Origin of the sequence: Burkholderia catarinensis, from assembly GCF_001883705.2 — a bacterium.
In the GTDB taxonomy this organism is placed as follows: Bacteria; Pseudomonadota; Gammaproteobacteria; order Burkholderiales; family Burkholderiaceae; genus Burkholderia; species Burkholderia catarinensis.
This window is the reverse complement of sequence record NZ_MDEQ02000001.1, coordinates 319,902-342,877: the sequence shown is the minus strand read 5'-3', so window position 1 is coordinate 342,877 and position 22,976 is coordinate 319,902. Positions and strand designations below refer to the sequence as shown.

The window sequence follows — 22,976 nt, the reverse complement described above, 5'->3', positions numbered from 1 at the left end:
AGAAACGAGTATGCGCCGGATTCGCTACCTCGATGCAACGTGTCCGGACATTTTTAAATGCGAATCGACCCCCGGAAAACCGGCAAGCCGGCGCGTGCCGACGAGTCGGGTAGTCGGGATACCGGAATGACCGCTCGCCTTGTTGCGCCGGCCGCGCCCGCTTACGCTCTGCGCCATGCTCGCGGACACGTCGTCCGCACCCGACCCGAGGAACCCGTCATGTCGCTTCCCTCCAGCGCCGCGAAATTCGATCCGGCGCGCGCGCACGAATACGCCGAGCAATCGCGCATCGCGCTCGCCGGCTACGATGCCTGCCACGAACTCACCGCGTGCATGCTCGCGTCGGCGATCGGTACGCCCGATGCACGAATCCTCGTCGCGGGCGCGGGCGGCACGGGGCAGGAAATCTGCATCGCGGCCGCGCTCGAACCGGGCTGGCGGTTCACGGCCGTCGACCCGTCCGCGCCGATGCTCGCGCTCGCGCGCTCGAACGTCGAAGCCGCGGGCTGCGACGCGCGCACGGCGTTCGTCGAGGGCGGCGTCGATGCGCTGCCCGACGTGCCGGCGTTCGACGGCGCGACGCTGATCGGCGTGCTGCATCATGTCCCGGGCGACGCTGCGAAGGCCGAACTGCTGCACGCGATTGCACGGCGCCTGAAACCCGGCGCGCCGCTCGTGCTCGCCGGCAACCATCGCCGCTACGCGGACCACCCTCGCCTGCTCGACGCGTGGCAGCAGCGCTGGCGCATGAAAGGCGCCACGCCCGACGCCGTGCGCGCGCAACTCGCGAAGATCCTGCAGGGCGCCGATCCGCCGGCTTCCGAGGACGCCGTTTTCGGTCTGCTGCGCGAAGCGGGCTTCGATGCGCCGCTGCGTTTTTTCGCAAGCCTGTTCTGGGGTGCGTGGATCGCGGTGCGGCGCGCATAACGGATCGAAGCGGCTCGAAACGGCTCGAAACGGCGCGCAATGCGTTTTCGCGTGCGCGCCGCGCGCGCTCGGTATGATGTCGTTCCCGCCCCCCTTCCGGCGTCGACATGCTCACCGTCCATCACCTGAACAACTCGCGCTCGCAGCGCGTGCTCTGGCTGCTCGAAGAACTGGATGTGCCGTACGAGATCGTGCGCTACGAACGCGATCCGAAAACGATGCTCGCGCCGCCCGAGTTGCGCGCGATCCATCCGCTCGGCAAGTCGCCCGTCGTCACCGACGACGGCCGCACGTTCGCCGAATCGGGCGCGATCATCGAGTACCTGGTCGAACGCTACGGCAACGGGCGCCTCGCGCCGCCGCCCGGCACGCCCGAGCGGCACGACTACACGTACTGGCTCCACTACGCGGAAGGGTCGGCGATGCCGCCGCTGCTGCTCAAGCTCGTCGCGCTGCGGATCGCGCATGCGCCGATGCCGTTCTTCGCGCGGCCGATCGCACGCAAGATCGCCACGACGCTGCAGTCGGGCTTCGTCGATCCGCAGATCGCACTGCATCTCGGCTATCTCGACGATACGTTGAGCCGCACCGGCTGGTTCGTCGGCGACGGCTTCAGCGCGGCCGACATCCAGATGAGCTTTCCGCTCGAAGCCGCGACCGCGCGCGGCGGCAGCAGCCGGCACCCCGCGATCGCGCGCTTTCTCGACGCGATCCACGCGCGGCCCGCGTATCGGCGGGCGCTGGAACGCGGCGGCCCGTACGAACTGCTCAAGTAGGCCGCGTCAACTCAGCAAGCCGGCCGCGACGTTGATCGACAGCCCGAGCACGGCCATGTTGAAGTAGAACGACAGGATCGACTGCGCGAGCACCGAGCGCCGCGCGGAGCGGTTCGCCAGCGACACGTCGGCGGTCTGCGACGCGACCGCGAGCGTGAACGAGAAATACAGGAAATCCCAGTAATCGGGTTCGGGGTTCCGGTCCGGGAAACGCAGCGCGCGGTCGTTGCCCGGCGAGCCGTAATAGAGCCGCGCGTAGTGCTGCGTGAAGATCGTCGGGATCAGGAACCACGCGCCGAACAGCGTCGCGCCCGTGATCGCGTAATGGCCGAGCCCCGCGCGGAAGCCGACGCTCTTGGCGGTCGCGAGCTCGATCGCGATCGCGGCGACGCTTGCGACGGTCGCGAGGCACACGACGGTCAGCACGGTCGTCGCGTTTTCATCCTCGCGGATCGCGATTTCGCGCACCTGGTGATGATGCGCGGTGACCATGCGCACCCACATCAGCGCGAGATACAGCCAGATCGCGCAATCCCAGCCGATCAGCGCACGCGCGGTCGGACGCAGCGAAACCGGCAGCAGCGCCGCGCACAGCGCGCCGGCGACGAACGCGGCGACCATGCGCGGCCGGTTGCGTAATACCTGCGGATAAAACGTCATCGTGTGATTCCGAAAGCGAATGGAAAGGGTTCGGCCGGCGCGCGGGACGGCCCGCTGCGCCGTGCCCGCGGGTACCGCGCCCCGATTATCGCTATTCCGTCGTGACGTGGCGATGGGCACGAGCGCCTAAGATAAGGGGATGACTGCCACCGCCCCCCTCTGCCGCCATCCCGCGAACCCGGCCGGCCGCGACTTCGTCGTCGGCGACCTGCACGGCTGCGTGGACGTGCTGCGCGCGCTGCTGCACGACATCCGCTTCGATCCGGCTCGCGACCGCCTGTTCTCGGTCGGCGACCTCGTCGACCGCGGCCCCGCCTCCGAAACCGCGCTCGAACTGCTCGACCGCCCGTGGTGCCACGTCGTGCGCGGCAATCACGAGGAAGTGCTGAGCCTCGTGTCGCACGGCAAGCTGTCGCCCGACGCGTGGCGCGGGATCGGCGGCGACTGGGGCGCCGACCTGCCGCCGGAACGGCTGCACGCGCATGCGGCGCGCATCGACGCGCTGCCGCTGGTGCGCGTAATCGGCGACGGCCCGGAGCGCTTCAACGTGCTGCATGCGGAATTCTTCGGCTCGGATGCCGACCTCGACACGGGCAGCTATTCGCACGACGTGCGCGAACGGCTGATCTGGGGCCGCGATCTCGTCCAGGGGCTCGCCGATCCGGCGCTGCAGGCCGGACTGTCGCTGACCTGCAGCGGACACACGCCCGTGCGCGCGCCGCAGCGGATCGGCGCGCAGTGGTTCATCGACACCGGCGCTTTCGCGCCGTCCGGGCGGCTCACGCTCGCCGAGCCGCGCACCGGCAGCACGTGGTCGATGACGCAGGCCGAGGCGCGCGAACGCCACGCGGGCGACTGGCCGCTGCCCTGACGCCCTCGCGCTTGCCCCTCGCGTTCGTGTCCACATCGCCCCCCCGAGAAAACGCTAGCCGACCTGGTTCAGTTCGAACACCGCGTCGACGGCCGAGCCGTTCCAGTTGTATTCGAGATAGGCCGCGTGATGGCAGTCGCGCAGCAGCGTGGTGCGGAACGCCGCCAGACACTCGCCACGCGGGTCGCGCACCGACGGATAGACGATCCCTGCGGCGCCCGCGTTGCGCACCTTGCGCGCAAACGCCTGCCCCGGGCCGTAATCGAGCGGGTCGAGCAACGCGGGATCGCGCTGCGGCCACGTGCGCACGTCGGCCACGTCACCCTGCGCGTACACCGTGTAGAGCCGCATCTGCTGGCGCATCGGCGGCTCCTTCGTCGCGGCCAGGAACAGCGCGCCGTGATAGCGCGTTTCGGCGATCGCCGTATCGCGCGAGCGGGCGCAGTAGAACACGCCGTAGCTGCCGTCGGAAAAGCGGCTGCCCTGCGGATTCAGGTGCGTGAACGCGGCCATGATCGGCCCCCAGCCCAGCCCGTAGCGGCGCTCGGCGGGCGGCACGAGGTCGAGCGTGCCGACTTCGTTGCGGATGCGGTCGTTGGTCAGCGATTCGAGCGCGTAGAGCGCGTCGAAATCGTCCGCCGATGCAACGCGGTCGAACAGGTTGATCGCCGGAAAACGGGTGGGGATCACGCGATAGGCGGGTGCCCAGTCGACGGCGGTCGTGGGCCATTGTTTTGCTTCGATCGTCATCGTCACGCCCAGCCACCTCGCATCGCGTCGAGATATTGCCGGACGGCGACCAGATCGCCGACGTTGCCGGCCAGCATCCGGTCGAGTGCGCGCTTGCCGCCGAACGGCGCCGCGTCGTTGGGCCGCTTGACCCATGCGTCGGCCGCGGCCGGCTGCGGCAGCAGGATCTGCAGCGCCTTGTAGATGCCGAGCAGCAGCGATAGCCGCTCGAGCGTATCGCGCGGCAGGCGCGCCGATTCAGGCGCGGCCTTCCACTTGAAGAACGTCGAACGGCCGGGCGACCCGAGCAGCACGATCTGCTCGTCGATCGTCAGCGCCCAGTCGCGCGCGATGTTGAAAAACGCACGCAGGCCGGCCGCCGACATCTGCGCGACCGAAGCCTGCGGCGGGGCGGAATGCGAATCGTAGGCGGGTTGTGACATGATCGTTAGTCTCGAAATGAATCTACTAACAAGATTAGTCCATTTTCGCATTTTTGCAAGGGTCGACACCCGCGGACCGGCCCGTGCATCCGGTAAATCGATATTTTTTGTCCATTCTGGACTCTTATTTTATTTTCTGCGTTAATGGCCGTGCGGACGCCGCGTCGAGACGCGGTTCGTGTCCGTGGAACCGTGTCGCACAGAAACCGGAAGCACCACGCCAAGGAACGCAACCATGAAGAGACTGATTGCCGCTGTTTCGATCGCCCTGCTCGCGGTATCCGCAGGCCCCGCCGTCGCGAAGGACTGGACCACGATCCGCTTCGGCACCGATGCCAGCTACGCACCGTTCGAGTCGAAGGCGCCCGACGGCAAGCTCGTCGGTTTCGACATCGACCTCGGCAACGAGATCTGCGCGCGCCTGAAAGCGAAGTGCGTGTGGCTCGAGAACGATTTCGACGGGATGATTCCGGCGCTGAAGGCGAAGAAGTTCGACGCGGTGCTGTCGTCGATGTCGATCACGCCGCAGCGTGCGCAGCAGATCGGCTTCACGACGAAGATCTACAACCAGCCGACGCGGCTCGTCGTGAAGAAGGGCTCGCCGCTGCTGCCGACGGCCGAATCGCTGAAGGGCAAATCGATCGGCGTCGAGCAGGGCACGACGCAGGAAACGTATGCGAAGGCGTACTGGGGCAAGCAAGGCGCGAACGTCGTGTCGTACCAGAACCAGGACGGCGTGTACGCGGACCTGACCTCGGGCCGCCTCGACGCGGCGCTTCAGGATGAAGTGCAGGCGGCGATCGGGTTCCTGAAATCGCCGCGCGGCGCGAACTACGCGTTCGTCGGTCCCGAGCTCGTCGACGAGAAGGTGCTCGGCATCGGCGCCGGCATCGGGCTGCGCAAGGAAGACACCGACCTGAAGGCGAAGATCGATCGCGCGATCGTCGACATGGTCAAGGACGGCACCTACAAGCGGCTCGCGTCGAAGTACTTCGACTTCGACATCTACGGCAGTTGAAACGGCGTCGCGCGCGTACGGGTGCCACGCCCGTCGCGCGCGTCCGACCGCCCTCCCCTCACCACCGGACGGCAACGGCATTGCGCCGTTCGCCGTCGCATCGAATGCTTCATCCGTCGCGCGTGCAGCACGACGCTTCGATCCTCATTCGGATTGCAGATCAATCGTTCGCGGGAACGATGCCCGACGCGACCGGATATCGTGCGACTTCAATCAATACGCGAAGATCGGGCGCCGGGGTATCGGCGCCCGTGCGCACATGCCCTTGCGGATCGGGTTGGCGTGCAGGAAAGTGCCGACCCGGCGCGGATGACCGGCAACCAGCCGGATCCGCCTCGCACCGGGTGCGCAGAGATGGCCTGTCGATGCATGCCGGCCGGCTGCGAGAGCGACGTTCGACCGGCGATGCCCCGAATCGCTGCGATCACGGCCTGCCGGCCGCAGCGTGTAGTGATCGATCATTTTTCTACCCCGTCTTCAGTCTGTGCTTGTTCCGGCAGCCGGACGATGCCGGTGCCCCGACGATCAGACGACGACGTTCCGTGCTCGCCGGAACGCGGCTGCTGCGCCGCGTTCCGCCGCCGCACCCCCGCGTACCGCGCCCTGGCCGGTACCGGCAGGGTTCGCTGCCGGACCGGACGGACCTCGCGTCGTCGACTCTCGCACGCTCACCGTTGCAAGGAGCGGGCCAGCATCGCGCAAGGCCGTCCGGACAAGGGGTTGATCGGGTAGCGTCGCGGCCGGAACAGGCGCGGAAGGCGGGCGGTTGCGAAACTGAAACACGCGGCGCGCGGCATGCACCGGCCGCGTCGCGGCCCGGCCTTGCCGGATAAGGCTGAACAATGGGCTACGGAATTTTTACCGATGGACGTCCGGCCGGTCGGCCCGATTTGCCGCGAAAATTCGCCCGGGTGCCGAGACGAAATGTTTCATGCGCTTTACATGCCGTCGGCGGCACGACGGGGGCCGCAGGCCGTCTCCGGATGGCCCGGCGAGTGCCGGGCCCGGCCGATCGCACGGCCATGCGGGAAACCCGGCGCGCGCCGCTCAACCGACCCGCTGATGCCCCGCGTCGCCGGACGGCGCGCCGTCGTGGCCGCCGTTGTCGCCGTTGTTGTCGTGATCGTTCAGCCCGTGCTCGATCATCATCCGGTAGAGCGTCACGCGCGAAATGCCGAGTTCGGCGGCGGCCCTGTTGATCCGGTGATCGTTGCGCAGCAGCGCGTTCTCGATCGCGGTGCGCTCGGCGAGCGCCCTCGCCTGTTCGAGCGTCACGGGTTCGGTTTCACCGGGCGTGTCGAGCCCGAGATCGTGCGGCGTCAGCAGCCGGCTCTCGGCCATCACGATCGCGCGCCGCACGCGGTTGATCAGCTCGCGCACATTGCCCGGCCACTCGTAGCGACGCATCGCGTCGAGCGCCGCCGACGTGAAGCCGCTGATCTTGCGGCCGCTGTCGGCCTTGTATTTCTGCAGCACGTAGTGCGCGAGGATGTCGATGTCCTTGCCGCGCGCGCGCAGCGGCGGCTCGTGGATGCGCAGCACGCACAGGCGGTGATAGAGATCCGCGCGGAAGCGCCCGGCCTCGACCGCGCCGTCGAGATCGACGTGCGTGGCCGAGATGATCCGCACGTCGACCGCGATCGACTCCTGCCCGCCGAGCCGCTCGATCTTCCCTTCCTGCAGGAAGCGCAACAGGCTCGCCTGGCTTTCGACCGGCATGTCGCCGATCTCGTCGAGGAACAGCGTGCCGCCGTTCGCCGACTCGATCCGCCCCGCGCGCCGCTGGTTCGCGCCGGTGAACGCGCCGCGCTCGTAGCCGAACAGTTCCGACTGCAACAGGTGATGCGGAATCGCGCCGCAATTGATCGCGACGAACGGCCCCTTGCCGCGGCCGGAACGCTCGTGAATCGCGAGCGCCGTCAGTTCCTTGCCGGTGCCCGACTCGCCGGAGATGAACACGCTCGCGTCGGTCTTCGCGACCTTGCGGATCGTGCTGAACAGCTGCTGCATCGCCTCGCAGTTGCCGATCATCCCGTGTTCGCCGATCGACGCCGCATAGGCCGCGCCGTCGACGCGATCGAGCGCGGCCATACCGCGCGCATGACCGAGCACGTGCGAAATCCATTCGTGGGGCAGCGGCAGCGTCACGTAATCGAAACAATAGCTGCGGATCAGTTCGCGCACGGCAGGACTGATCGTGATGCCGGCCTGCGCGATGGAAATCCAGCCGATCGCCGGCTGGCTCAGGCACGCCTTCAGCGCGGGATAGTCGCGCGACGTGAACCCGGTAAAATCGACCAGCCCGGCGGCGACGCTTACGCCGGAGGTCATGTTCTGCGCGGCACCGGCCGTTTTCGCGACCGCGATCTCCCAGCCGAGCCCGCGCAGTTGCGCCAGCAACGGCTCGTCGGGCGAACGCATGATGACGAACAGCTTGCGTCCGGCCTCGGGAGCGGTGACGGACACGTCCGTCATCTCGGGCGCCGCGTGCCCGTTTGCGTCGGGTGACCTTGCAACCATCGTTGTTCCCCGCTTGGCGTTGGTATCGCGCGCCGGCTCGCCGCCGCGTGAGACGGACCACGATCGAACCGACATATTGGCCGCATTTCCGTCCGAATAAAATCCCCCTGCGCACGAATAGTGCACAAGGGCGAACGTTGTCATGAACGGTATATCGACGCGGCAGCCGTGCGGCTAGATGGGTGTTATCCCGGTAGCAGGTGCGACGCGCAGCCGGAGCGAGCAGGCGCCCTGTGCGCAAAGCCGCGCCGGTGCTGGCGCGCGGCGTTCGCGTGCGATGCGGCGCACGCAAAACCGGCTCGCCGGCGGATGCGTGCGCAACCGGTCGGCCGGGCGCGCAACCGCCGGTGCAACCGATTTCGATTGACTTCGGTCAATCGTCAGATGAAGCCGGCTGATGCACGCACGCAACATGCGCGGTCCGGCCCCGCGCACGGTGGCGCGGCGGCCGGTCAGCGGCCCGACGCGAGCGGCGCCGGCGCGTTCGCGCGGCCGCGGCCGGCCGGCGGGCCGCCGTGTTCGCCGTAGGCGGCGGCGAGCGCATCGATCCGCGCGAGATGGTGGTGATTGTCGTGATCCCACGGATGGAAGCCCGGCCGGAAGAAGCTCAGCCATTCGCCGGCGATGCGCGGGAACAACCCGCGACGGGGCCCGTACAGGAACGCGATCGTGCGCAGCATGCCGCGCACGTGATGGCCGGCGCCGCGATCGCGCCACAGCAGCGTCGCGTGCATCAGGAACACGGTCGGCCAGAACGTCAGCGTCGTCAGCAGATACACGCCGATGCGGATCAGGTAGCGGCGCAGCCCCGGCTTCATCGCGGTGTTCCATACGTCGAACGACACGGCCTTGTGTTCGGTTTCCTCGAGCGCATGCCATATCCACATCTGGCGGTAGCCCTCGACCGAGCCTTCGAGGCGCGTCGGGTCGCGCAGCAGCCAGTCGGCGAGCATCGCCGTGTAGTGTTCCGCCGCGACCGTATGCGCGAGCTGCACCGAATGCGGCAGCGTGCGCTTCATGTAGCCGAGCACCGTCCACACGCGCTTGTCGAGCTTGCGCGCGGGCAGGCGGTTCGCCTGCATCAGTTCGTTGTATTCGGCGTGCTCGCGCGTATGCATCGCCTCCTGACCGATGAAACCGAGCACCTGCTGCTTCAGTACGGGATCGTCGATCCGGTCGCGATAATTGCGCACCGAATCCATGAAGAAACGCTCGCCGGCCGGGAACAGCAGCGACAGCGCGTTGAAGAAATGGGTCACGTGCGACCCGAGGCCATGCCAGTCCTTCGCGCGTTCGACCGGCAGGTCGAAGCGCAGGTCGCGGCGCACCGGCACGATCCCGGCTGCGGTGGCGGAAGCGGCTGACTTCATGTTCATCGTTCTCCTTGTTCCGGAGCGGCCCGGCGCGTCATCCGACACGGCCGGCGCAGGCCCGGGCGGCGCGTCGCGCACCGCCAAAATCTTGACATCGACAAATGTAAAGATAGGCTGCCCGCGCCGGCACGCGCAAGCCGCGCGGTAGATGCGCGCTTCCAAACAGGGCACGGTCGGAAAGGTCGAAAAAAAGGCACTCGAACAGCGCCTGAACGGGTCTCGATTCGAACACGTGCGGCGGACTGCGAGCGATGTGCGAGGGTCGGCGCAAGCGTCCCGCCGGCGGCCCGAAAGCCCCGTGGGGCGGGCGTTTCGCGGAATCCGGCAGCGGCTGTTCGGGCATGCCGCGGGCCGCACCGGCAGCGCCGCTTCATACGCGCTGCGCACTCGCGTGGTGCAACCCCGGCCGCGCAGCCGTGAAAAATTCAAACGCGCGTTCCATTCGCGTTTCTGACGATCGCGGGCGCCGGGCCCGGACGCCGTCCCCGGCATGCATGCGACGGGGCGAAAGCCGCGTGCGGCGACCCGCTGCGCGCTCGCCTACAATAGCGGTTTTATCCACCCTCTTTCAGGAGAAGTCATGTCTGTCACCACGACCGAATCGGGCCTCAAATACGAAGACCTGACCGAAGGCACCGGCGACGTAGCGCAAGCCGGCCAGACCGTCAGCGTTCACTACACGGGCTGGCTGACCGATGGTCAGAAATTCGATTCGAGCAAGGACCGCAACGACCCGTTCGCGTTCGTACTCGGCGGCGGCATGGTCATCAAGGGCTGGGACGAAGGCGTGCAGGGCATGAAGGTCGGCGGTGTGCGCCGCCTGACGATCCCGCCGCAACTCGGCTACGGCCCGCGCGGTGCAGGCGGCGTGATTCCGCCGAACGCGACGCTCGTGTTCGAAGTCGAACTGCTCGCCATCTGACGACGCAGCCGGCCGGTTTCCTTCCGATGGAACGCATCGCCTCCCCCGCCATCGCGCTGCGCCGCTACGACACGCGCGAAGCGTCGGACGTGCACGACTTCCACCAGGTCGTGCTCGGCGTCGATGGCGCGATGGTGATGGCGGTGGACGGGATCGGCCGGTGCATCGACCGGCACGCGGCCTGGCTGATTCCGGCCGGCGCGCGCCACGACTACGCGGGCCTCGGCGACAATCGCCAGCTCGTGATCGATCTGCCCGCCGCGTCGCTCGCGGTGCCGCAGCGGCTGTTCGATCGCGCGCGCGCCGTCTCGATCGAGCCGGCCCTGACATCGCTCGTCGCACAGGTCGCCGCGGCCGCCGCGCAGCTCGATGCGCCGGCCGGCGACGCGCGGCACGCAGCCGCGCACCGCTTCCAGTGGCAGGCCGCCGCGCGCCTGTGCGGCGCGCTGCTCGACGACGCCGGCCTCGCCGCGCCCGCGTCGGGCCTCGATTTTGCGCGCATCGACCGCTGGCTGCGCGCGCGGCTCGCCGAGCCGCTGCGCATCGCCGATCTCGCCGCGCACTGCGGCTACGGGATGCGCCGGTTCCATCAACTGTTCGTCGACGCGTTCGGCGAAACACCGCATCGCTACCTGCAGCGGCTGCGGCTCGACGCAGCGATCGTGCTGCTCGCCGACGGCCGGCATCCGCTCGTCGACATCGCCGGCATGGTCGGCTTCGCGGACCAGAGCACGTTCACGCATGCGTTCACGAAACGTTTCGGCGTCGCGCCGGGACGCTGGCGCGGCGAACGGCATTGAGCGGATCGGCGTCGCTGAACACGCGCCAACACATGTAGCGGCACCGTTCGTGCAGACCGCATCCGCATCGGTGTGCGATCGCGGCGTTCGTCCTCCCCGCTTCCAGCGCACTTGCAGCCCGGCTGCATCGCGGCGCCCGTCTCGACGCTTCACGTCCCGCTGAAACATCGCCCGCGCGTCGCGTCCTACGATGGGCGCATGGATACGACCACGCCCTCTCCCGCCTTCCCGTCCGTGCTTGCACGCGTCGTCGCGACCGTCAGCATCGGTTTCGTCGTCACGCAGCGCGACGTGACGATCGTCAACATCGCGCTCGCGCATCTCGCCGGCGATCTGCATCTGCCCGTCGCCGGCCTGCAGTGGGTCGTCGATGCGTACACGCTCGCGTTCGCGGTACTGATGCTGTCGGGCGGCACGCTCGGCGACCGTTTCGGCGCGCGCCGACTGTATATCGCCGGCCTCGTGCTGTTCGCGCTCGCGTCGCTTGCATGCGGCGCCGCGAATGCGCCCGCGATGCTGGTCACGGCTCGCGCGCTGCAGGGCGTCGGCGCCGCGGCGATGCTGCCCAATTCGCTCGCGCTGCTCAACGACGCATGCCGGCACGACCCGCACCTGCGCGCACGTGCCGTCGGCTGGTGGACGGCGGCCGGCTCGATCTCGATCGCGGCCGGCCCGGTCGTCGGCGGCTTGCTGATCGCCGTGTGGAGCTGGCGCGGCATCTTCCTCGTGAACCTGCCGCTGTGCGCGGCGGGGCTCGCGGCCGCGTTCGCGTGGGTGCCCGCGCGCCGCGGGAAGGCTGCGCCGCCCGCGCCGTCCCGTTCCGTTCGCGCGCTCGACCTGCGCGGCCAGCTCATTGCGATCGCGATGCTGACCGCACTGACGGGCGCCGTGATCGAATGGCGGCCGCTCGGCTTCGCGCATCCGGTCGTCGCCGGCGGCTTCGCGCTGGCGGCGCTCGCCGCGCTCGCGTTCGTCGCGGTCGAATCGCGCACGGCCACGCCGATGCTGCCGCTGTCGCTGTTCCGCCATCGCACGTTCAGCGCGGCCGTGCTGTTCGGGATCTGCGTGAACCTCACGTACTACGGCACCGTGTTCGTGCTCGCGCTCTACCTGCAGCGCGCACGCGGCGAATCGGCGTTGCAGGCGGGCCTCGCGTTCCTGCCGCTGACGGGCGGCTTCCTGCTGGCGAATCTCGCGAGCGGTCGGGCCGTTGCGCGTCACGGGCCGCGCGTGCCGATGCTGGCGGGCGCGCTCGTCGCCGCGCTCGGCTACGGGTCGCTGCATTTCGTCGACGCGTCGACGCCGCTGGCCGCCCTGCTCGTGCCGTTCCTGCTGATTCCGTCGGGAATGGGTTTTGCGGTGCCGGCGATGACGACCGCCGTGCTCGCGTCGGTCGCGCCCGAGCGGGCCGGCATCGCGTCGGCCGTGCTGAATACCGCGCGGCAGGCCGGCGGCGCGATGGGCGTCGCGGCGTTCGGCGCGCTCGCCGGCGGCGGCGGTGCGGGGCAGGTCGTGGACGGGTTGCGGATCGAAACGGCCGTGTCGGTCGCGCTGCTGGCCACAGCCGCGCTGCTCGCGACGCTGGTGCGCCCCGATGCGCATCGGGGCGCATCGCCCGCGCGTCAGGCGGTGCCGGCTGCCGATTGAACGTGTGCGGTCATGCGCCGCGCATGACGCTCACCGCTGCGGCGCCTGCGCTGCGTCGCCGACTTTCCTCACGACCGTGTCGGCGGCCTTCACGGGCCGGCCGTCGTCGTGCCGCAGCGCCAGCTTGCGGATCGCGCGCCCCGTGTGGCGGTCGACCAGCACCGAATGCGGCTCGCCGCGCGCGAACAGGTTCGCCTCGCCCCACTGCCGCAGCATCACGATGACCGGAAACAACCCTTCGCCCTTTCTGGTCAGCGCGTACTCCTGATACGCGGTGCCGTCCGACGCCGGCACGACGTCGAACACGCCGGCGTCCACCAGCATCCTGAGCCGGTCGGACAGGATGTTGCTCGCGACGCCGAGGCTCGCGCGGAAATCGCCGAAGCGGCGCACGCCGTCGAACGCATCGCGCACGATCAGCAACGCCCAGCGATCGCCGACGATATCGGTCGCCCGCGCCACCGGGCACGGCGAATCCGCAAGACTTTTCTGCCTGGCCATGTTCCTCTCCGCAAACGTGCCGGCCGCCCTCGCGGCAGCGCCGGCCATCCGTGCGCGGGCCCGTCGCCCGCCGCACAACAAGTTGCATTTTAAAACTACTTTTCCTACACTCACACCAGTTTCAAATTGCAACCAGTTTACTATTGCGCGAGGGAACCCATGGAGTCTTCCTGTCATTCAAATACCGTCCCGTCGAACGCGCCAACGCGCGCGACGCATCCGGCCGGCGAAGGCCGTCTGTCCGCGGCGCGCGTCGCGCTGCTGGCCGTCTGCTGCGCGGCGAGCGTCGCGAACGTCTACTACGCGCAGCCGCTGCTCGATTCGATCGCGCGGGATTTCGGCGTGTCGCAGGCGGCCGTCGGCGGCGTCATCACCGCCACGCAGCTCGGCTGTGCACTCGCGCTGCTGTTCGTCGTGCCGCTCGGCGACCTGCTGAACCGCAAGCGCCTGATTACCGTGCAGCTTCTGCTGCTGACGGCGGCCTGCATCGGCGTGGCCGCGTCGTCGACACGCATCGCGCTGCTGGCGGGGATGGTCGCGGTCGGCCTGCTCGGCACCGCGATGACGCAAGGACTGATCGCGTGCTCGGCCGCGCTCGCGGGCGCCGGCGAGCGCGGGCGCGTGGTGGGCGCCGCGCAGGGCGGCGTCGTGGCCGGGCTGCTGGCCGCGCGCTCGCTGGCCGGCGTCGTCACCGATATCGCCGGCTGGCGGGCCGTCTATCTCGTGTCGGGCGCGCTCGCGATCGCGATGCTCGTCGTGCTGTCGCGACTGTTGCCCGACACGAACGGGCCGCGCGAACGCATCGGTTACGCGGCGCTGCTGCGGTCGATGGTGTCGCTGCTGCGCAATGAACGCGTGCTGCGCGTGCGCGGCGCGATCGCGCTGCTGATGTTCGCGGCGTTCAGCATCTTCTGGAGCGCGCTCGTGCTGCCGCTGAGCGCGCCGCCGCATTCGATGTCGCATACGCAGATCGGCGCGTTCGGCCTCGTCGGCGCACTGGGCGCGGCGGCCGCCGCCCGCGCGGGCCGGCTCGCGGATCGCGGGCGCGGCGAAGCGACGACCGGCGCCGCACTCGCGCTGCTCGCGTGCTCCTGGCTGCCGCTCGCGTTCGGCGATACGTCGATTGCGCTGCTGATCGTCGGCATCGTGCTGCTCGACGTCGGCGGGCAGGCCGTCCACGTCGTCAACCAGAGCATGATTCTCGGTGCGCGGCCCGATGCGCATGCGCGCCTCGTCGGCTGCTACATGCTGTTCTACTCGGCCGGCAGCGGGCTCGGTGCGATTGCGTCGACGATGATGTATGCGCGCGCCGGATGGACGGGCGTCTGCGTGCTCGGCGCGGTCGTGAGCGTTGCCGCGCTCGGCGTATGGGCCGCGACGCTCAGGCGCACGTGATGCGTGCCGGCGCCGCGTGTCGCATGGGGAAAGCCGGCCCGCCCTCGACGGGCGGCCGGTGCGCGAACCGGCCGCGCACGCGCGCCGGTTCGACCTTCGGTTCGGCGTGCCGGTGGCGCGCCGCGAGCGTTCAGCCCGCCGCCTGGATCGCCTCTTCGTACACGCCGGCGACGCGCCGCGCGATCACCGCGTTGTCGAAATGTTCGCGCGCATAGCGCTTGCACGCGGCCTCGTCGGGCAGCGTGATCGCGCCCGACAGTGCCGCGCCGAGCCCTTCCGCGATCGCGTCCGCGCCCGTCGACGGCAGCACGAGATCGCCGGACAGCCCGGCGACCGCCTCCGGCAGCCCGCCGACCGGCGTGACCAGCACCGGCGTGCCGGACGCGAGCGATTCGACGGTGATCAGCCCGAAGCCTTCGAGCGCGACCGTCGGCACGACGCTGACCGTCGCCGCGCGGTACAGCGCCGCGAGGTGATGGTCGGGCACGAAACCGAGCAGCTTCACGTTGTCCTGCAGCCCCGCCGCGTCGATGCGCTGCTGCAGCTCCTCGCCGATCTTGCCCTTGCCGGCGATCAGCAGCAGCACGTCCGGGTGACGGCGCTTGACGACACCGATCGCGTCGATCAGGTCCTCCAGCCCCATGCGCCGCACGAGCCGGCGCACGGCCAGCACGATCGGGCGGTCCTGCGGCAGTTGCAGCTTGTGCCGCGCCTCGCCCGGCGTGAGCGGCGTGTCGAACTGCGCGGTATCGACGCAGCCGGGAATCACGCGCACGCGCGACGGATCGATCCCGTAGCGGTTCGTCAGGATCTGGCCGAACGCCTGCGACAGTACGATCAGCCGCGACGAACGCGTATAGACGGCCTGTTCGAGATAGCGCTTCGCGCGCTGCCCGAGCGACGCGGCGCCCTCGACCTGGCTTTCGTCGGCCCACGGCCCCTGGAAGTGCGACACCTGCGGAATCCCGCGCATGACGTCGAGCCCCGGGAACGTGTACAGCGCGAAGTGCGACGAGATCACGTCCGGCCGCTCGCTGCGGACCTCCTCGCGCAGCGCGCGCCGCGCGGCGAGCATCCGGCGCGCGAGCGGCTCCGATGCGGGACCGAAGCCCTGGATCGCTCCGCCCGTGTCGTCGGCGACCTTCGGCGAGCCCGCGACGAGCCCGCGCACCGCGACGCCCGCGCCCGGCAGCGCGCCGACGAGCGAGTAGTACATCCGGTCGAGGCCGCCCGCGCGTTCGGGGAACCAGTGCATGCCGATCTGCAACGATTTGATCGGCCGGGAAGATTGAGACATCACGACTGCTCCTGCGTGACTGCATGCTCGACCCGCTCGAAAGCGGACGGCTGCGTGGGTTGGCCGATGCGCCGGTAGAGCGCGATGTACTGGGCGCCCATGTGCGCCCAGCCGAAACGGGTCATCAGTTCGCGGGCCGCGTCGCCCATCGCGCGACAGGTGTCGCGCGAGGCGGCGAGCGAGCCGATCGCCTGCGCGAGCGCGGCCGGATCGTCCGGATCCTCCAGCACGATCCCGCATTCGCGCGTGATGATTTCCGCGCCGCCCGCCGTGCGCGCGGTGACCACCGGCAGCCCGGCCGCCATCGCCTCCAGCAGCGACAGGCTCATCGCTTCGTAGCGCGACGGAAAGACATACGCGTCGACCGAACTCATCAGCGTCGGCATGTTTTTCACGAGACCGAGGAAATGCACGCGCGCATCGATGCCGAGCGCACGCGCCTCTTCCGGATACGGGCTGCCGGGCAGATACCCGGCCACCGCCAGATGGACGTTCGCCGGCAGCTTCGTGAGCGCCTTCAGCACGGTGCCGAGATTCTTGCGCGGCGTGCGCAGGTCGCCGACGAACAGCAGCAGGAACGCGTCGTCCGGCAGCTTGAACGCCGCACGATCGGCCTGCGCGCCCGCGAACGCGCTGGCGTCGACGCCGTTGTAGATCACGCTGATCTTGCGGCTGTCGATGCCGAGCCCGGCGATCTCGTCGGCCACCTTCTGCGACACGGCGGTGATCGCGCGCGAACGCCGGTACGCCCAGCGCTCGAGCACGGTGTTCACGCGGGTATAGACGTACTGGTAAGCCGACCAGATCCCCTTGGTAGGCCCGAACGGATAGTACGGACTCTTGAACCAGCCGCCGTGCACGAAGTGCGCGGTATTCACGTCGGCCTTGATCCACGAAATGAAGCCGTTCACGTGCAGCACGTCGTACTCGCTGCGGTGCGCGCGCAGCCACCACGCGCTCTTCAGCGCGAACACCTGCTGCTTGACGAGGTTCGACGGCCAGAAGCCGCCGACCTTCACGGGCACCCAGCGCACGCGCGGGTCGGCCAGCAGCTCGGGCGCGACGTGCGACGCGACCAGCGTGACCTCGTAGTTCTCGGCCAGCGCCGCGCGCGCGATTTCGTAATTGACGCGGCCTTGCCCGTCGTTATGTCGCACGACGTGCGTGACGATCGCGATTCTCAATGGTCGCCTCCCCGTAGACGCGCGGCGGCCAGCTGGCGTTGTGCCTTTTGCCAGTGCGCCGCGGAAAGTATCGAAAAAATGGCTGTAAACATCAGCAGGCCGCCCGTGCCGATCAGCGAGTTCGTGAACACGAGCATCGCGAACGTCGACAGGCACAGGCTCAGGCAAGCGCCGACGAACTTGTCCTTGCGCAGCTTGAACGCCGCGCGCAATGTGCGGCCGAACAGCATCACGACGCCGGCGAGGTACAGCAGCGTGCCGGGCCAGCCGAGCACGAACGGCACGTTCATCACGCCGCTGTCGAAGCTGCCGTACTTGCCGAGCTCGCCGCTGTCGCTCGACAGCTTCGTGGATGCGCCCGTCGCGCCCATCCCTTCGCCGGCGACGTCGGTGAACGCCGTCTGCGCGAAGGTCGCGTAGAACTTGTTGCGGTCGTCGTAGCTGCGGTCGTCCTTCAGGTTCGTGATCGACTGGAGACGCTGGCCCAGGCGGTCGGCCACCGGCCCGACGGTCAGCAGCGGCACGCATAGCCCGACCAGCACGACGCCGCTGATGAGGATCCGCATCCGCACGCGGTTGTTCGACTGCGCGAGCTGGATCGCGAGCGCGATCACCCAGCCGCCCCACGTCGATCGCACGAGACACAGTGCGAACGACACGAAGCCGGCCGCGCCCGCGAACCAGCGGATCTTCTGCGGCGCCGCGAGCACGAACACCAGCGCGCCCATCATCGCGAACGCGAACGGCCCCGACGAATTCATCGTGCTGAATACCCGCACGCCGTACGGCACCGGCTCGCCCTGCGAACCCATGTCCGAACCGATCATCCACATCACGTCCCACTGCGGCATCACGAAGTACTGCACGACGCCGTACACGCCCATCACGAGCATGCCCCACATGAACGTGGACAGCAGCACGTCGCGGTACTCGGGATAGTCGCGCGCGTTGACCATGATGTGAAAGCCGATCAGCACCGGGTACACCCAGTTCGCGAGATCGTAGGTCGCGGCCATCACGCCGCTCGACACGATGCCGACGAGGTACGCGTACGCGAGCCCGAACAGCATCAGCAGCACCGGTATCCCGCGCCGCTGCGCAAGCACGCGGTAATGCCGGATCAATCCGAAACCGGCGATCATCGTCACCGCGAGCGGCGCGACCTGGATCAGGCTCGTCGGCGTGAACGCGCCCTTCGACCAGTCGGCGAGACGCCGCACTTCCGGGCTCAGGAACCACACCCACCACATGAAGCCGACATAGCGCGCCGGGCTCTTGAAATACAGCCAGATGCCGACCGCGATGGCCAGCACCGGAAACGCGAGCGTCAGCACCTTGCCCTGGTGAATGGCGATCAGCGCGGCGGTGAACGTCCACAGCCCGGCCTGCCCGGCCCAGTGCTTCGGCTCGGCGAACCAGCTGCGGCTGCGCGACGGGGCGCGTTCGGCGGCAATCGTACTCATCGATGCGCTCTCACCGCGACGACGGACGCGAATCCGCGAGCGGCATCGCCACGCCCGCGGCGGCCGGCGTGCGACGCCGGCGCAGCATGTCGCGCGTGATCCGCACGTGTTGCTCGGCGAACGCCTGCGTGGTCAGGTCGCGCTCGCGCAGGCATGCGGCGGCCGCCTGCGCGCAGCCGAGCGCCGCGACCGGATCGGCCGCGAAACGGTCGGCGGCCTGCTGCATCGCCTGCACGTCGAACGCCGGCACATAGGCGGCCGTATCGTGGGGGAAGTAGTCGCTGAGCCCGCCGACGTCGGACACGATCATCGGCTTGCCGACGGCTGCCGCCTCGAGCATCACGGTGATGCCCGACGCGTGGAAGTTCGGCCGCAGCGGCACGACGATCACGTCGGCCCATGCGTACAGTTCGTGCTGCTTCGCGAGGCCCGACGCCGAGCCGATCTTCACGTTCGGCGCATGCCACTCGCGCGGCACGCGGCGGCGCGTCGCGAGCCGCACGTCGTAGCGCTCGTCGCCGCCGAACGCGGCGAGGAACGTACGCCAGTCGCGGTCGCGGTCGTTGCCGATCGCCGCGATCCGCAGCGGCCGGTTCGGTTGCCATTGCTGCGGCTCGGTCAGCGGGAAGTCCTGCGTGTTCAGCCCGTAATAGACGAACTCCGCATCGCGCCCGAGATAGCGACGGCACAGCTCGGCGTTGTCGCGGGCGAGCGTGGTCAGCGCGTCGGCGCGGGCGAGCAGCTTGCGGTACAGCCAGCGGCGCGCGCCGCCGAAGGTGCCCCACTTGTCGAACAGCCACACGCTCTGCGCGAGCAGCAGCGGGCGCTTGCCCTGCGCGCCGGCGAGCTTCAGGACCAGCGAAGCGGCAAGATGCTCCTGCTCGGTGTGCGTCCAGATCACGTCGGTGTTCAGCAGCGCGGCACGGTTGCGCCACGCATGCACGACGTCGAAGCCGAGCGCCGCCTTCAGCGCGCGGCGCGCAAGGCTGGCGACACGGCTCTCGCCGCCGTCCTGCGAATAGGTCAGCCGGAATTCGTCGGATTCGGCATGGTGATAGCCGTACAGGCAGCCGATGTTCTCGCCTTTCCGATAGGTACGCGGATCGGCGCCGTAAAACAGATGGACATGGACCTTGGTAGCTGTCATTCAAGCGCTCCGGGTTCGGCCGCGCGGCGTTGCGCGCGGCTCGTTCATGACGTCACCGGCGGCATGGCCGCACGGTGCGGGGCGACGGTGGTGCGGCGCGCATCGCGCGCGCCGCGGCGCACCGCGCGCCAGTGCGCGAGCACGCGAGCGCGTCGTGCGGTAGGCAGCGACACCAGCACGTGCGCGAAGCCCGGATAGACGCGCGTGCCGACCAGCGCCCACCACCACCACGCGATCTCGCGCCGGACCGGCGGCAGATGCTCGCGCAGCGTCAGTTGCAGGTTGTACGCGCCGTTGCTGATCGCGTTCAGCGACGCCGCGTCGCGCCGGTCGTCGTCGAAGCGTTCGGCCGGGTAGTGATCGACGGCGATCGCCGGGTCGTACAGCAGCTTCCAGCCCGCGCGCTGCACTTCCATGCTGAACGCGGTGTCGTTGTGAGCCTGCGCGCCCGCGCCGCGCAGCCGCGTGTCGAAACGCAGCCCGCCGATCGCCGCGCGCCGGTAGCTCATGTTCGCGCCCTTCAGCGTGTCGACTTCGCGCGCGCCGCCGACGCCGAGATGATGATTGCCGATGATCTTGCCCGACAGCGTGAGCTGGCCGACCAGCTCGCGCGACTCGTCGAGCAGGCGGCCCTTCTCGTGCACCCAGTCGCGGCCGCCGACCGCGCCCACGCGCGGGTCGGACAGGAACGCGGCTTCGATACGCGCGAGCCAGTCGGGGTGCGGCGCCGCATCGTCGTCGGTGATCGCGACGATGTCGCCGTTCGCGGAGTCTAGCCCCTTGTTCAGCGCGGCGACCTGCCCCGTCACGTCGACCGGCACGATGCGCAGCGGCAGCGCGCCGCCGACCGACGGATCGGCGAGCCGCTCGTGCGTGGCGTCGTCCTCCGGGCGCGCGACGACGATCACCTCGTCGGGCAGCCGCTGCTGCCGCTGCAGCGCCAGCAGGCAGCGCGCGAGGTCGGCGGGACGCCGGTAGGTCGGAACGAGCACGGAAATTTTCATCGTTGGTTCTCCAGTCGGCCGGGCGGGCAGCGCTTGCCGACCGCCCGGTTACGCGCCATGCGGATCAGGCGCTCAGGTATTCATGCACGGCCGCATAGCCGCGGCCGTAGCCGCGCACCGGCGGCACGCCGTTGAAGATCCCGCCTTCCAGATCGACACCCGCGGTGCGCAGGCGCTTGATCGCGTCGGCGATCTCGCCTTCGGTATGCATGCCCGAGCGCAGCACGAGGAACGTCGAGCCGGCCATGCGGCCGATGATGGTCGCGTCGGTCACCGCCAGCACCGGCGGAGAATCGATCAGCACGACGTCGTAGCGCTTGCCGAGCCCTTCGAGGTATTGCGGCAGGCGCGTCGACATCAGCAGTTCCGACGGGTTCGGCGGGCGCGTGCCGGCCGAGATGAACGACAGGCCCTGCACCGGCGTCTCGCGCACGGCGTCCTCGAGCGCCGACTGGTCGCTCAGCAGCTCGGACAGGCCCGGCTGCGAGGTGAGACCGAAATAGCGGTCAAGCAGGCCGCGGCGCATGTCGGCGTCGATCAGCAGCACGCGCTTGCCCGAATGCGCGAGCAGCACCGCGAGGTTGACCGTCAGGAAGCTCTTGCCGATACCGGGCGTCGGGCCGGTCAGCACGATCACGCGGTTCTTCGCGTCCAACATCGCGAACTGCATCGCGGTGCGCAGGCTGCGCAGGCTCTCGACGCTGAGATCCTTCGGACGCAGGCTTGCGAGGATCGGCCGCGCGCGGCCGCCGCCCTTCTCGGCCGCGGCGTCGAGCTTCACCTGCTCGGCGCTTTGCGGCACCAGCCCGTACAGCGGCAGGTTGAACGTGCGCTCGATGCGATCGGGATCCTCGATGCCCTGGAACAGGTTGCGGCGCAGGAACACGATGCCCGTGCCGAGGATCAGCCCGAGGAACACGGCGGCCGACAGGATCAGCACCTTCTTCGGCTTGACCGGATCGCCCGGACGCAGTGCCGAATCGATGAGGTGGATGTTGCCGCCCGTGCCGGCCTTCTGCACCGACAGCTCCTGCACGCGGTTCAGCAGCAGCACGTAGATGTCCTCGGCGACCTTCGCGTCGCGCTGGAGCTGGACGGCCTTCACTTCGGTCGCCGGCAGGCTGCGGAAGCGGTTGCTGAACTTGTCCTTCTCGCCCTGCAGCTCCGAGAGCTGCTGCTTCGCGGCGATCACCATCGGGTGCGAATCGGTGAAGCGCTGCGCGAGCGACGCGAGCTGCAGGCGCTGCGCGGCGATCTGCTGCTCGTACTGCACGCTGCCCTCGAGGTAGACCTTCGCCTCGTCGCTCGCGTTGATCGAGCCCGACGTGCGCTGGTACTGCGTCAGCGCGGCTTCCGCCCGTTCGAGGTCGGTCTTCAGGCGCGGTTCCTCGCTCTTCAGGAAGTCGAGCATCTTGGTCGCTTCGGCCTGCTTCGCGACCACGTGCTGGTTCAGGTACGACTGCGCGAGCGCGTTCGCGATCGCGGCGGTCTGGTCCGGGTCCTTGCCTTCCAGCGAGATCTGCACGACGCCCGTCTGCTTGCCCTGCTCGGACACCTGGATGCCGGTCTGGAAACCGCTGATCGCGTCGAGATCGTTGTAGCGGACCACCGTAAACTGCGTGCCGGGGCGCGCGACGAGCTTCTGCACGAGCAGCGTCACGCCGCCGCCCTGCGCCGATTCGCCGACATGGCCCGACAGCAGCCGGGTGCCGTTCTGGTCGACGAGCGAATAGGTGCCGTTCGGTCCGGCGGTCAGCGTCAGCTTCTTGCCCTCGAGCGCCGGCACGACGTTGATCGCGTCGACGTCGGCGACTTCCCCGCCCCACGCATACGATTTCAGGCCGAGCCACGGCCGCGACGGCTCGCCGGGCGTCGCGACGCGCGCGGCGAGGCTGCCGAGCACGGGCAGCGTCTTCGGCGCGACCGAGAAGTTCAGCTTGAACTGCTCGACGACCGGCGCGACGACGCCGCGGCTCTTGATGATCTCGATTTCCGCATCGGTCGGCGCCTGCTGCGGGCCGCTGTTGATCATCGCACCCGTCTGCGTTTGCGTGAGCGCCTGCGACGTGTTGTCGTTGCCCTCGACCCGCACGTGCACATCGGCCTGGTAAACCGGCTTCGCGATGTAGCAGTAGAGGCCGGCGAGCGCGATAACCGTCACCGCGATGCCGAGCAGCAGCCAGATGTCGTCCATGATCACCTGGAGCAACTGGCCGAGGACGACGTCCTCTTCCTCGGTTTTCACGGACAGATCCGCGTAGGAGTGTTTCGCTTGCGTGTTCACCATTCGTTCCCGCTT

At 69.0% G+C, this 22,976-nt stretch carries 21 protein-coding genes; 8 read left to right on the top strand and 13 right to left on the bottom strand.

Going from position 1 to position 22,976, the window contains the following annotated elements; genetic code table 11:
- Positions 1–219 precede the first annotated feature (219 nt).
- Positions 220–927, top strand: a complete 708-nt coding sequence (locus tag BFF94_RS01505; protein ID WP_128842440.1) for a class I SAM-dependent methyltransferase — start codon at positions 220–222, stop codon at positions 925–927.
- A gap of 107 nt (positions 928–1,034) precedes the next feature.
- On the top strand, positions 1,035–1,703 hold the full coding sequence (locus tag BFF94_RS01500; protein WP_128842439.1) for a glutathione S-transferase: 669 nt from the start codon (positions 1,035–1,037) through the stop codon (positions 1,701–1,703).
- A 6-nt stretch (positions 1,704–1,709) separates the two neighbouring features.
- Here BFF94_RS01500 and BFF94_RS01495 read toward each other — a convergent pair whose 3' ends face one another.
- A complete protein-coding gene (locus BFF94_RS01495) occupies positions 1,710–2,363 on the bottom strand; it encodes a DUF1345 domain-containing protein (RefSeq protein WP_128842438.1) in 654 nt (217 codons plus the stop codon).
- A 139-nt stretch (positions 2,364–2,502) separates the two neighbouring features.
- Between BFF94_RS01495 and BFF94_RS01490 the strand changes: the two genes are divergently transcribed.
- Entirely contained in the window at positions 2,503–3,234 is a 732-nt protein-coding gene (locus BFF94_RS01490; RefSeq protein WP_128842437.1) for a metallophosphoesterase, read from the top strand.
- Positions 3,235–3,288: 54 nt separating this feature from the next.
- On the opposite strand, the gene BFF94_RS01485 is transcribed toward BFF94_RS01490, so the two are convergent.
- Positions 3,289–3,984: an RES family NAD+ phosphorylase gene (locus BFF94_RS01485; RefSeq protein ID WP_128842436.1), complete on the bottom strand. Its 696-nt coding sequence runs from the start codon at positions 3,982–3,984 to the stop codon at positions 3,289–3,291.
- Between the two features lie 2 nt (positions 3,985–3,986).
- Entirely contained in the window at positions 3,987–4,406 is a 420-nt protein-coding gene (locus BFF94_RS01480) for an MbcA/ParS/Xre antitoxin family protein (RefSeq protein WP_114180560.1), read from the bottom strand.
- Positions 4,407–4,641: 235 nt separating this feature from the next.
- Here BFF94_RS01480 and BFF94_RS01475 point away from each other — a divergent pair, with 235 nt between their 5' ends.
- Positions 4,642–5,424, top strand: coding sequence for an ABC transporter substrate-binding protein (locus BFF94_RS01475; protein WP_128842435.1), 783 nt, complete (start codon positions 4,642–4,644; stop codon positions 5,422–5,424).
- A 213-nt stretch (positions 5,425–5,637) separates the two neighbouring features.
- Here the strand turns inward: BFF94_RS01475 and BFF94_RS01470 are convergent, their stop codons facing one another.
- The 3 genes from BFF94_RS01470 to BFF94_RS01460 all read right to left on the bottom strand — a co-directional run bounded on the left by BFF94_RS01470 (position 5,638) and on the right by BFF94_RS01460 (position 9,314).
- Entirely contained in the window at positions 5,638–5,886 is a 249-nt protein-coding gene (locus BFF94_RS01470; protein ID WP_128842434.1) for a hypothetical protein, read from the bottom strand.
- Between the two features lie 585 nt (positions 5,887–6,471).
- Entirely contained in the window at positions 6,472–7,944 is a 1,473-nt protein-coding gene (locus BFF94_RS01465) for a sigma-54 dependent transcriptional regulator (protein ID WP_128842433.1), read from the bottom strand.
- Between the two features lie 452 nt (positions 7,945–8,396).
- Positions 8,397–9,314, bottom strand: coding sequence for a metal-dependent hydrolase (locus BFF94_RS01460; RefSeq protein WP_219138882.1), 918 nt, complete (start codon positions 9,312–9,314; stop codon positions 8,397–8,399).
- A 583-nt stretch (positions 9,315–9,897) separates the two neighbouring features.
- On the opposite strand from BFF94_RS01460, the gene BFF94_RS01455 reads away from it, so the two are divergent.
- The 3 genes from BFF94_RS01455 (at position 9,898) to BFF94_RS01445 (ending at position 12,686) form a co-directional block, all read left to right on the top strand.
- Positions 9,898–10,239, top strand: coding sequence for an FKBP-type peptidyl-prolyl cis-trans isomerase (locus BFF94_RS01455; RefSeq protein ID WP_031399816.1), 342 nt, complete (start codon positions 9,898–9,900; stop codon positions 10,237–10,239).
- 26 nt (positions 10,240–10,265) lie between these two features.
- A complete protein-coding gene (locus BFF94_RS01450) occupies positions 10,266–11,039 on the top strand; it encodes a helix-turn-helix transcriptional regulator (RefSeq protein ID WP_219138881.1) in 774 nt (257 codons plus the stop codon).
- A 198-nt stretch (positions 11,040–11,237) separates the two neighbouring features.
- A complete protein-coding gene (locus BFF94_RS01445; protein ID WP_219138880.1) occupies positions 11,238–12,686 on the top strand; it encodes an MFS transporter in 1,449 nt (482 codons plus the stop codon).
- A 30-nt stretch (positions 12,687–12,716) separates the two neighbouring features.
- Here BFF94_RS01445 and BFF94_RS01440 read toward each other — a convergent pair whose 3' ends face one another.
- On the bottom strand, positions 12,717–13,187 hold the full coding sequence (locus BFF94_RS01440; RefSeq protein ID WP_201260460.1) for a winged helix-turn-helix transcriptional regulator: 471 nt from the start codon (positions 13,185–13,187) through the stop codon (positions 12,717–12,719).
- Between the two features lie 159 nt (positions 13,188–13,346).
- On the opposite strand from BFF94_RS01440, the gene BFF94_RS01435 reads away from it, so the two are divergent.
- On the top strand, positions 13,347–14,582 hold the full coding sequence (locus BFF94_RS01435) for an MFS transporter (protein WP_219138878.1): 1,236 nt from the start codon (positions 13,347–13,349) through the stop codon (positions 14,580–14,582).
- A 130-nt stretch (positions 14,583–14,712) separates the two neighbouring features.
- Here BFF94_RS01435 and BFF94_RS01430 read toward each other — a convergent pair whose 3' ends face one another.
- From BFF94_RS01430 to BFF94_RS01405, 6 genes are all read right to left on the bottom strand, one after another.
- On the bottom strand, positions 14,713–15,879 hold the full coding sequence (locus BFF94_RS01430; RefSeq protein WP_219138877.1) for a glycosyltransferase family 4 protein: 1,167 nt from the start codon (positions 15,877–15,879) through the stop codon (positions 14,713–14,715).
- Entirely contained in the window at positions 15,879–17,063 is a 1,185-nt protein-coding gene (locus BFF94_RS01425; RefSeq protein ID WP_128846461.1) for a glycosyltransferase family 4 protein, read from the bottom strand. Before BFF94_RS01425 ends, BFF94_RS01430 begins: the two co-directional genes overlap by 1 nt.
- Positions 17,060–18,526, bottom strand: a complete 1,467-nt coding sequence (locus tag BFF94_RS01420; protein ID WP_128846458.1) for an O-antigen ligase family protein — start codon at positions 18,524–18,526, stop codon at positions 17,060–17,062. The genes BFF94_RS01425 and BFF94_RS01420 overlap by 4 nt, the downstream gene beginning before the upstream one ends.
- A 10-nt stretch (positions 18,527–18,536) precedes the next feature.
- Positions 18,537–19,673, bottom strand: a complete 1,137-nt coding sequence (locus tag BFF94_RS01415) for a glycosyltransferase family 4 protein (RefSeq protein WP_219138875.1) — start codon at positions 19,671–19,673, stop codon at positions 18,537–18,539.
- 44 nt (positions 19,674–19,717) lie between these two features.
- A complete protein-coding gene (locus tag BFF94_RS01410) occupies positions 19,718–20,677 on the bottom strand; it encodes a glycosyltransferase family 2 protein (RefSeq protein ID WP_219138874.1) in 960 nt (319 codons plus the stop codon).
- 64 nt (positions 20,678–20,741) lie between these two features.
- The gene (locus tag BFF94_RS01405; protein ID WP_128841784.1) at positions 20,742–22,964 is read right to left on the bottom strand and encodes a polysaccharide biosynthesis tyrosine autokinase; all 2,223 of its coding nucleotides are present in this window, start codon (positions 22,962–22,964) and stop codon (positions 20,742–20,744) included.
- Between the last annotated feature and the right edge of the window lie 12 nt (positions 22,965–22,976).

What these genes read in the sequence shown, in the direction of transcription:
- BFF94_RS01460 (WP_219138882.1), bottom strand. Translation starts at nt 9,314, where the DNA reads ATGAAGTCAGCCGCTTCCGCCACCGCAGCCGGGATCGTGCCGGTGCGC.
- BFF94_RS01485 (WP_128842436.1), bottom strand. Translation starts at nt 3,984, where the DNA reads ATGACGATCGAAGCAAAACAATGGCCCACGACCGCCGTCGACTGGGCA.
- BFF94_RS01405 (WP_128841784.1), bottom strand. Translation starts at nt 22,964, where the DNA reads ATGGTGAACACGCAAGCGAAACACTCCTACGCGGATCTGTCCGTGAAA.
- BFF94_RS01445 (WP_219138880.1), top strand. Translation starts at nt 11,238, where the DNA reads ATGGATACGACCACGCCCTCTCCCGCCTTCCCGTCCGTGCTTGCACGC.
- BFF94_RS01450 (WP_219138881.1), top strand. Translation starts at nt 10,266, where the DNA reads ATGGAACGCATCGCCTCCCCCGCCATCGCGCTGCGCCGCTACGACACG.
- BFF94_RS01465 (WP_128842433.1), bottom strand. Translation starts at nt 7,944, where the DNA reads ATGGTTGCAAGGTCACCCGACGCAAACGGGCACGCGGCGCCCGAGATG.
- BFF94_RS01505 (WP_128842440.1), top strand. Translation starts at nt 220, where the DNA reads ATGTCGCTTCCCTCCAGCGCCGCGAAATTCGATCCGGCGCGCGCGCAC.
- BFF94_RS01470 (WP_128842434.1), bottom strand. Translation starts at nt 5,886, where the DNA reads ATGATCGATCACTACACGCTGCGGCCGGCAGGCCGTGATCGCAGCGAT.
- BFF94_RS01495 (WP_128842438.1), bottom strand. Translation starts at nt 2,363, where the DNA reads ATGACGTTTTATCCGCAGGTATTACGCAACCGGCCGCGCATGGTCGCC.
- BFF94_RS01500 (WP_128842439.1), top strand. Translation starts at nt 1,035, where the DNA reads ATGCTCACCGTCCATCACCTGAACAACTCGCGCTCGCAGCGCGTGCTC.
- BFF94_RS01430 (WP_219138877.1), bottom strand. Translation starts at nt 15,879, where the DNA reads ATGTCTCAATCTTCCCGGCCGATCAAATCGTTGCAGATCGGCATGCAC.
- BFF94_RS01490 (WP_128842437.1), top strand. Translation starts at nt 2,503, where the DNA reads ATGACTGCCACCGCCCCCCTCTGCCGCCATCCCGCGAACCCGGCCGGC.
- BFF94_RS01455 (WP_031399816.1), top strand. Translation starts at nt 9,898, where the DNA reads ATGTCTGTCACCACGACCGAATCGGGCCTCAAATACGAAGACCTGACC.
- BFF94_RS01415 (WP_219138875.1), bottom strand. Translation starts at nt 19,673, where the DNA reads ATGACAGCTACCAAGGTCCATGTCCATCTGTTTTACGGCGCCGATCCG.
- BFF94_RS01475 (WP_128842435.1), top strand. Translation starts at nt 4,642, where the DNA reads ATGAAGAGACTGATTGCCGCTGTTTCGATCGCCCTGCTCGCGGTATCC.
- BFF94_RS01410 (WP_219138874.1), bottom strand. Translation starts at nt 20,677, where the DNA reads ATGAAAATTTCCGTGCTCGTTCCGACCTACCGGCGTCCCGCCGACCTC.
- BFF94_RS01435 (WP_219138878.1), top strand. Translation starts at nt 13,347, where the DNA reads ATGGAGTCTTCCTGTCATTCAAATACCGTCCCGTCGAACGCGCCAACG.
- BFF94_RS01420 (WP_128846458.1), bottom strand. Translation starts at nt 18,526, where the DNA reads ATGAGTACGATTGCCGCCGAACGCGCCCCGTCGCGCAGCCGCAGCTGG.
- BFF94_RS01440 (WP_201260460.1), bottom strand. Translation starts at nt 13,187, where the DNA reads ATGGCCAGGCAGAAAAGTCTTGCGGATTCGCCGTGCCCGGTGGCGCGG.
- BFF94_RS01480 (WP_114180560.1), bottom strand. Translation starts at nt 4,406, where the DNA reads ATGTCACAACCCGCCTACGATTCGCATTCCGCCCCGCCGCAGGCTTCG.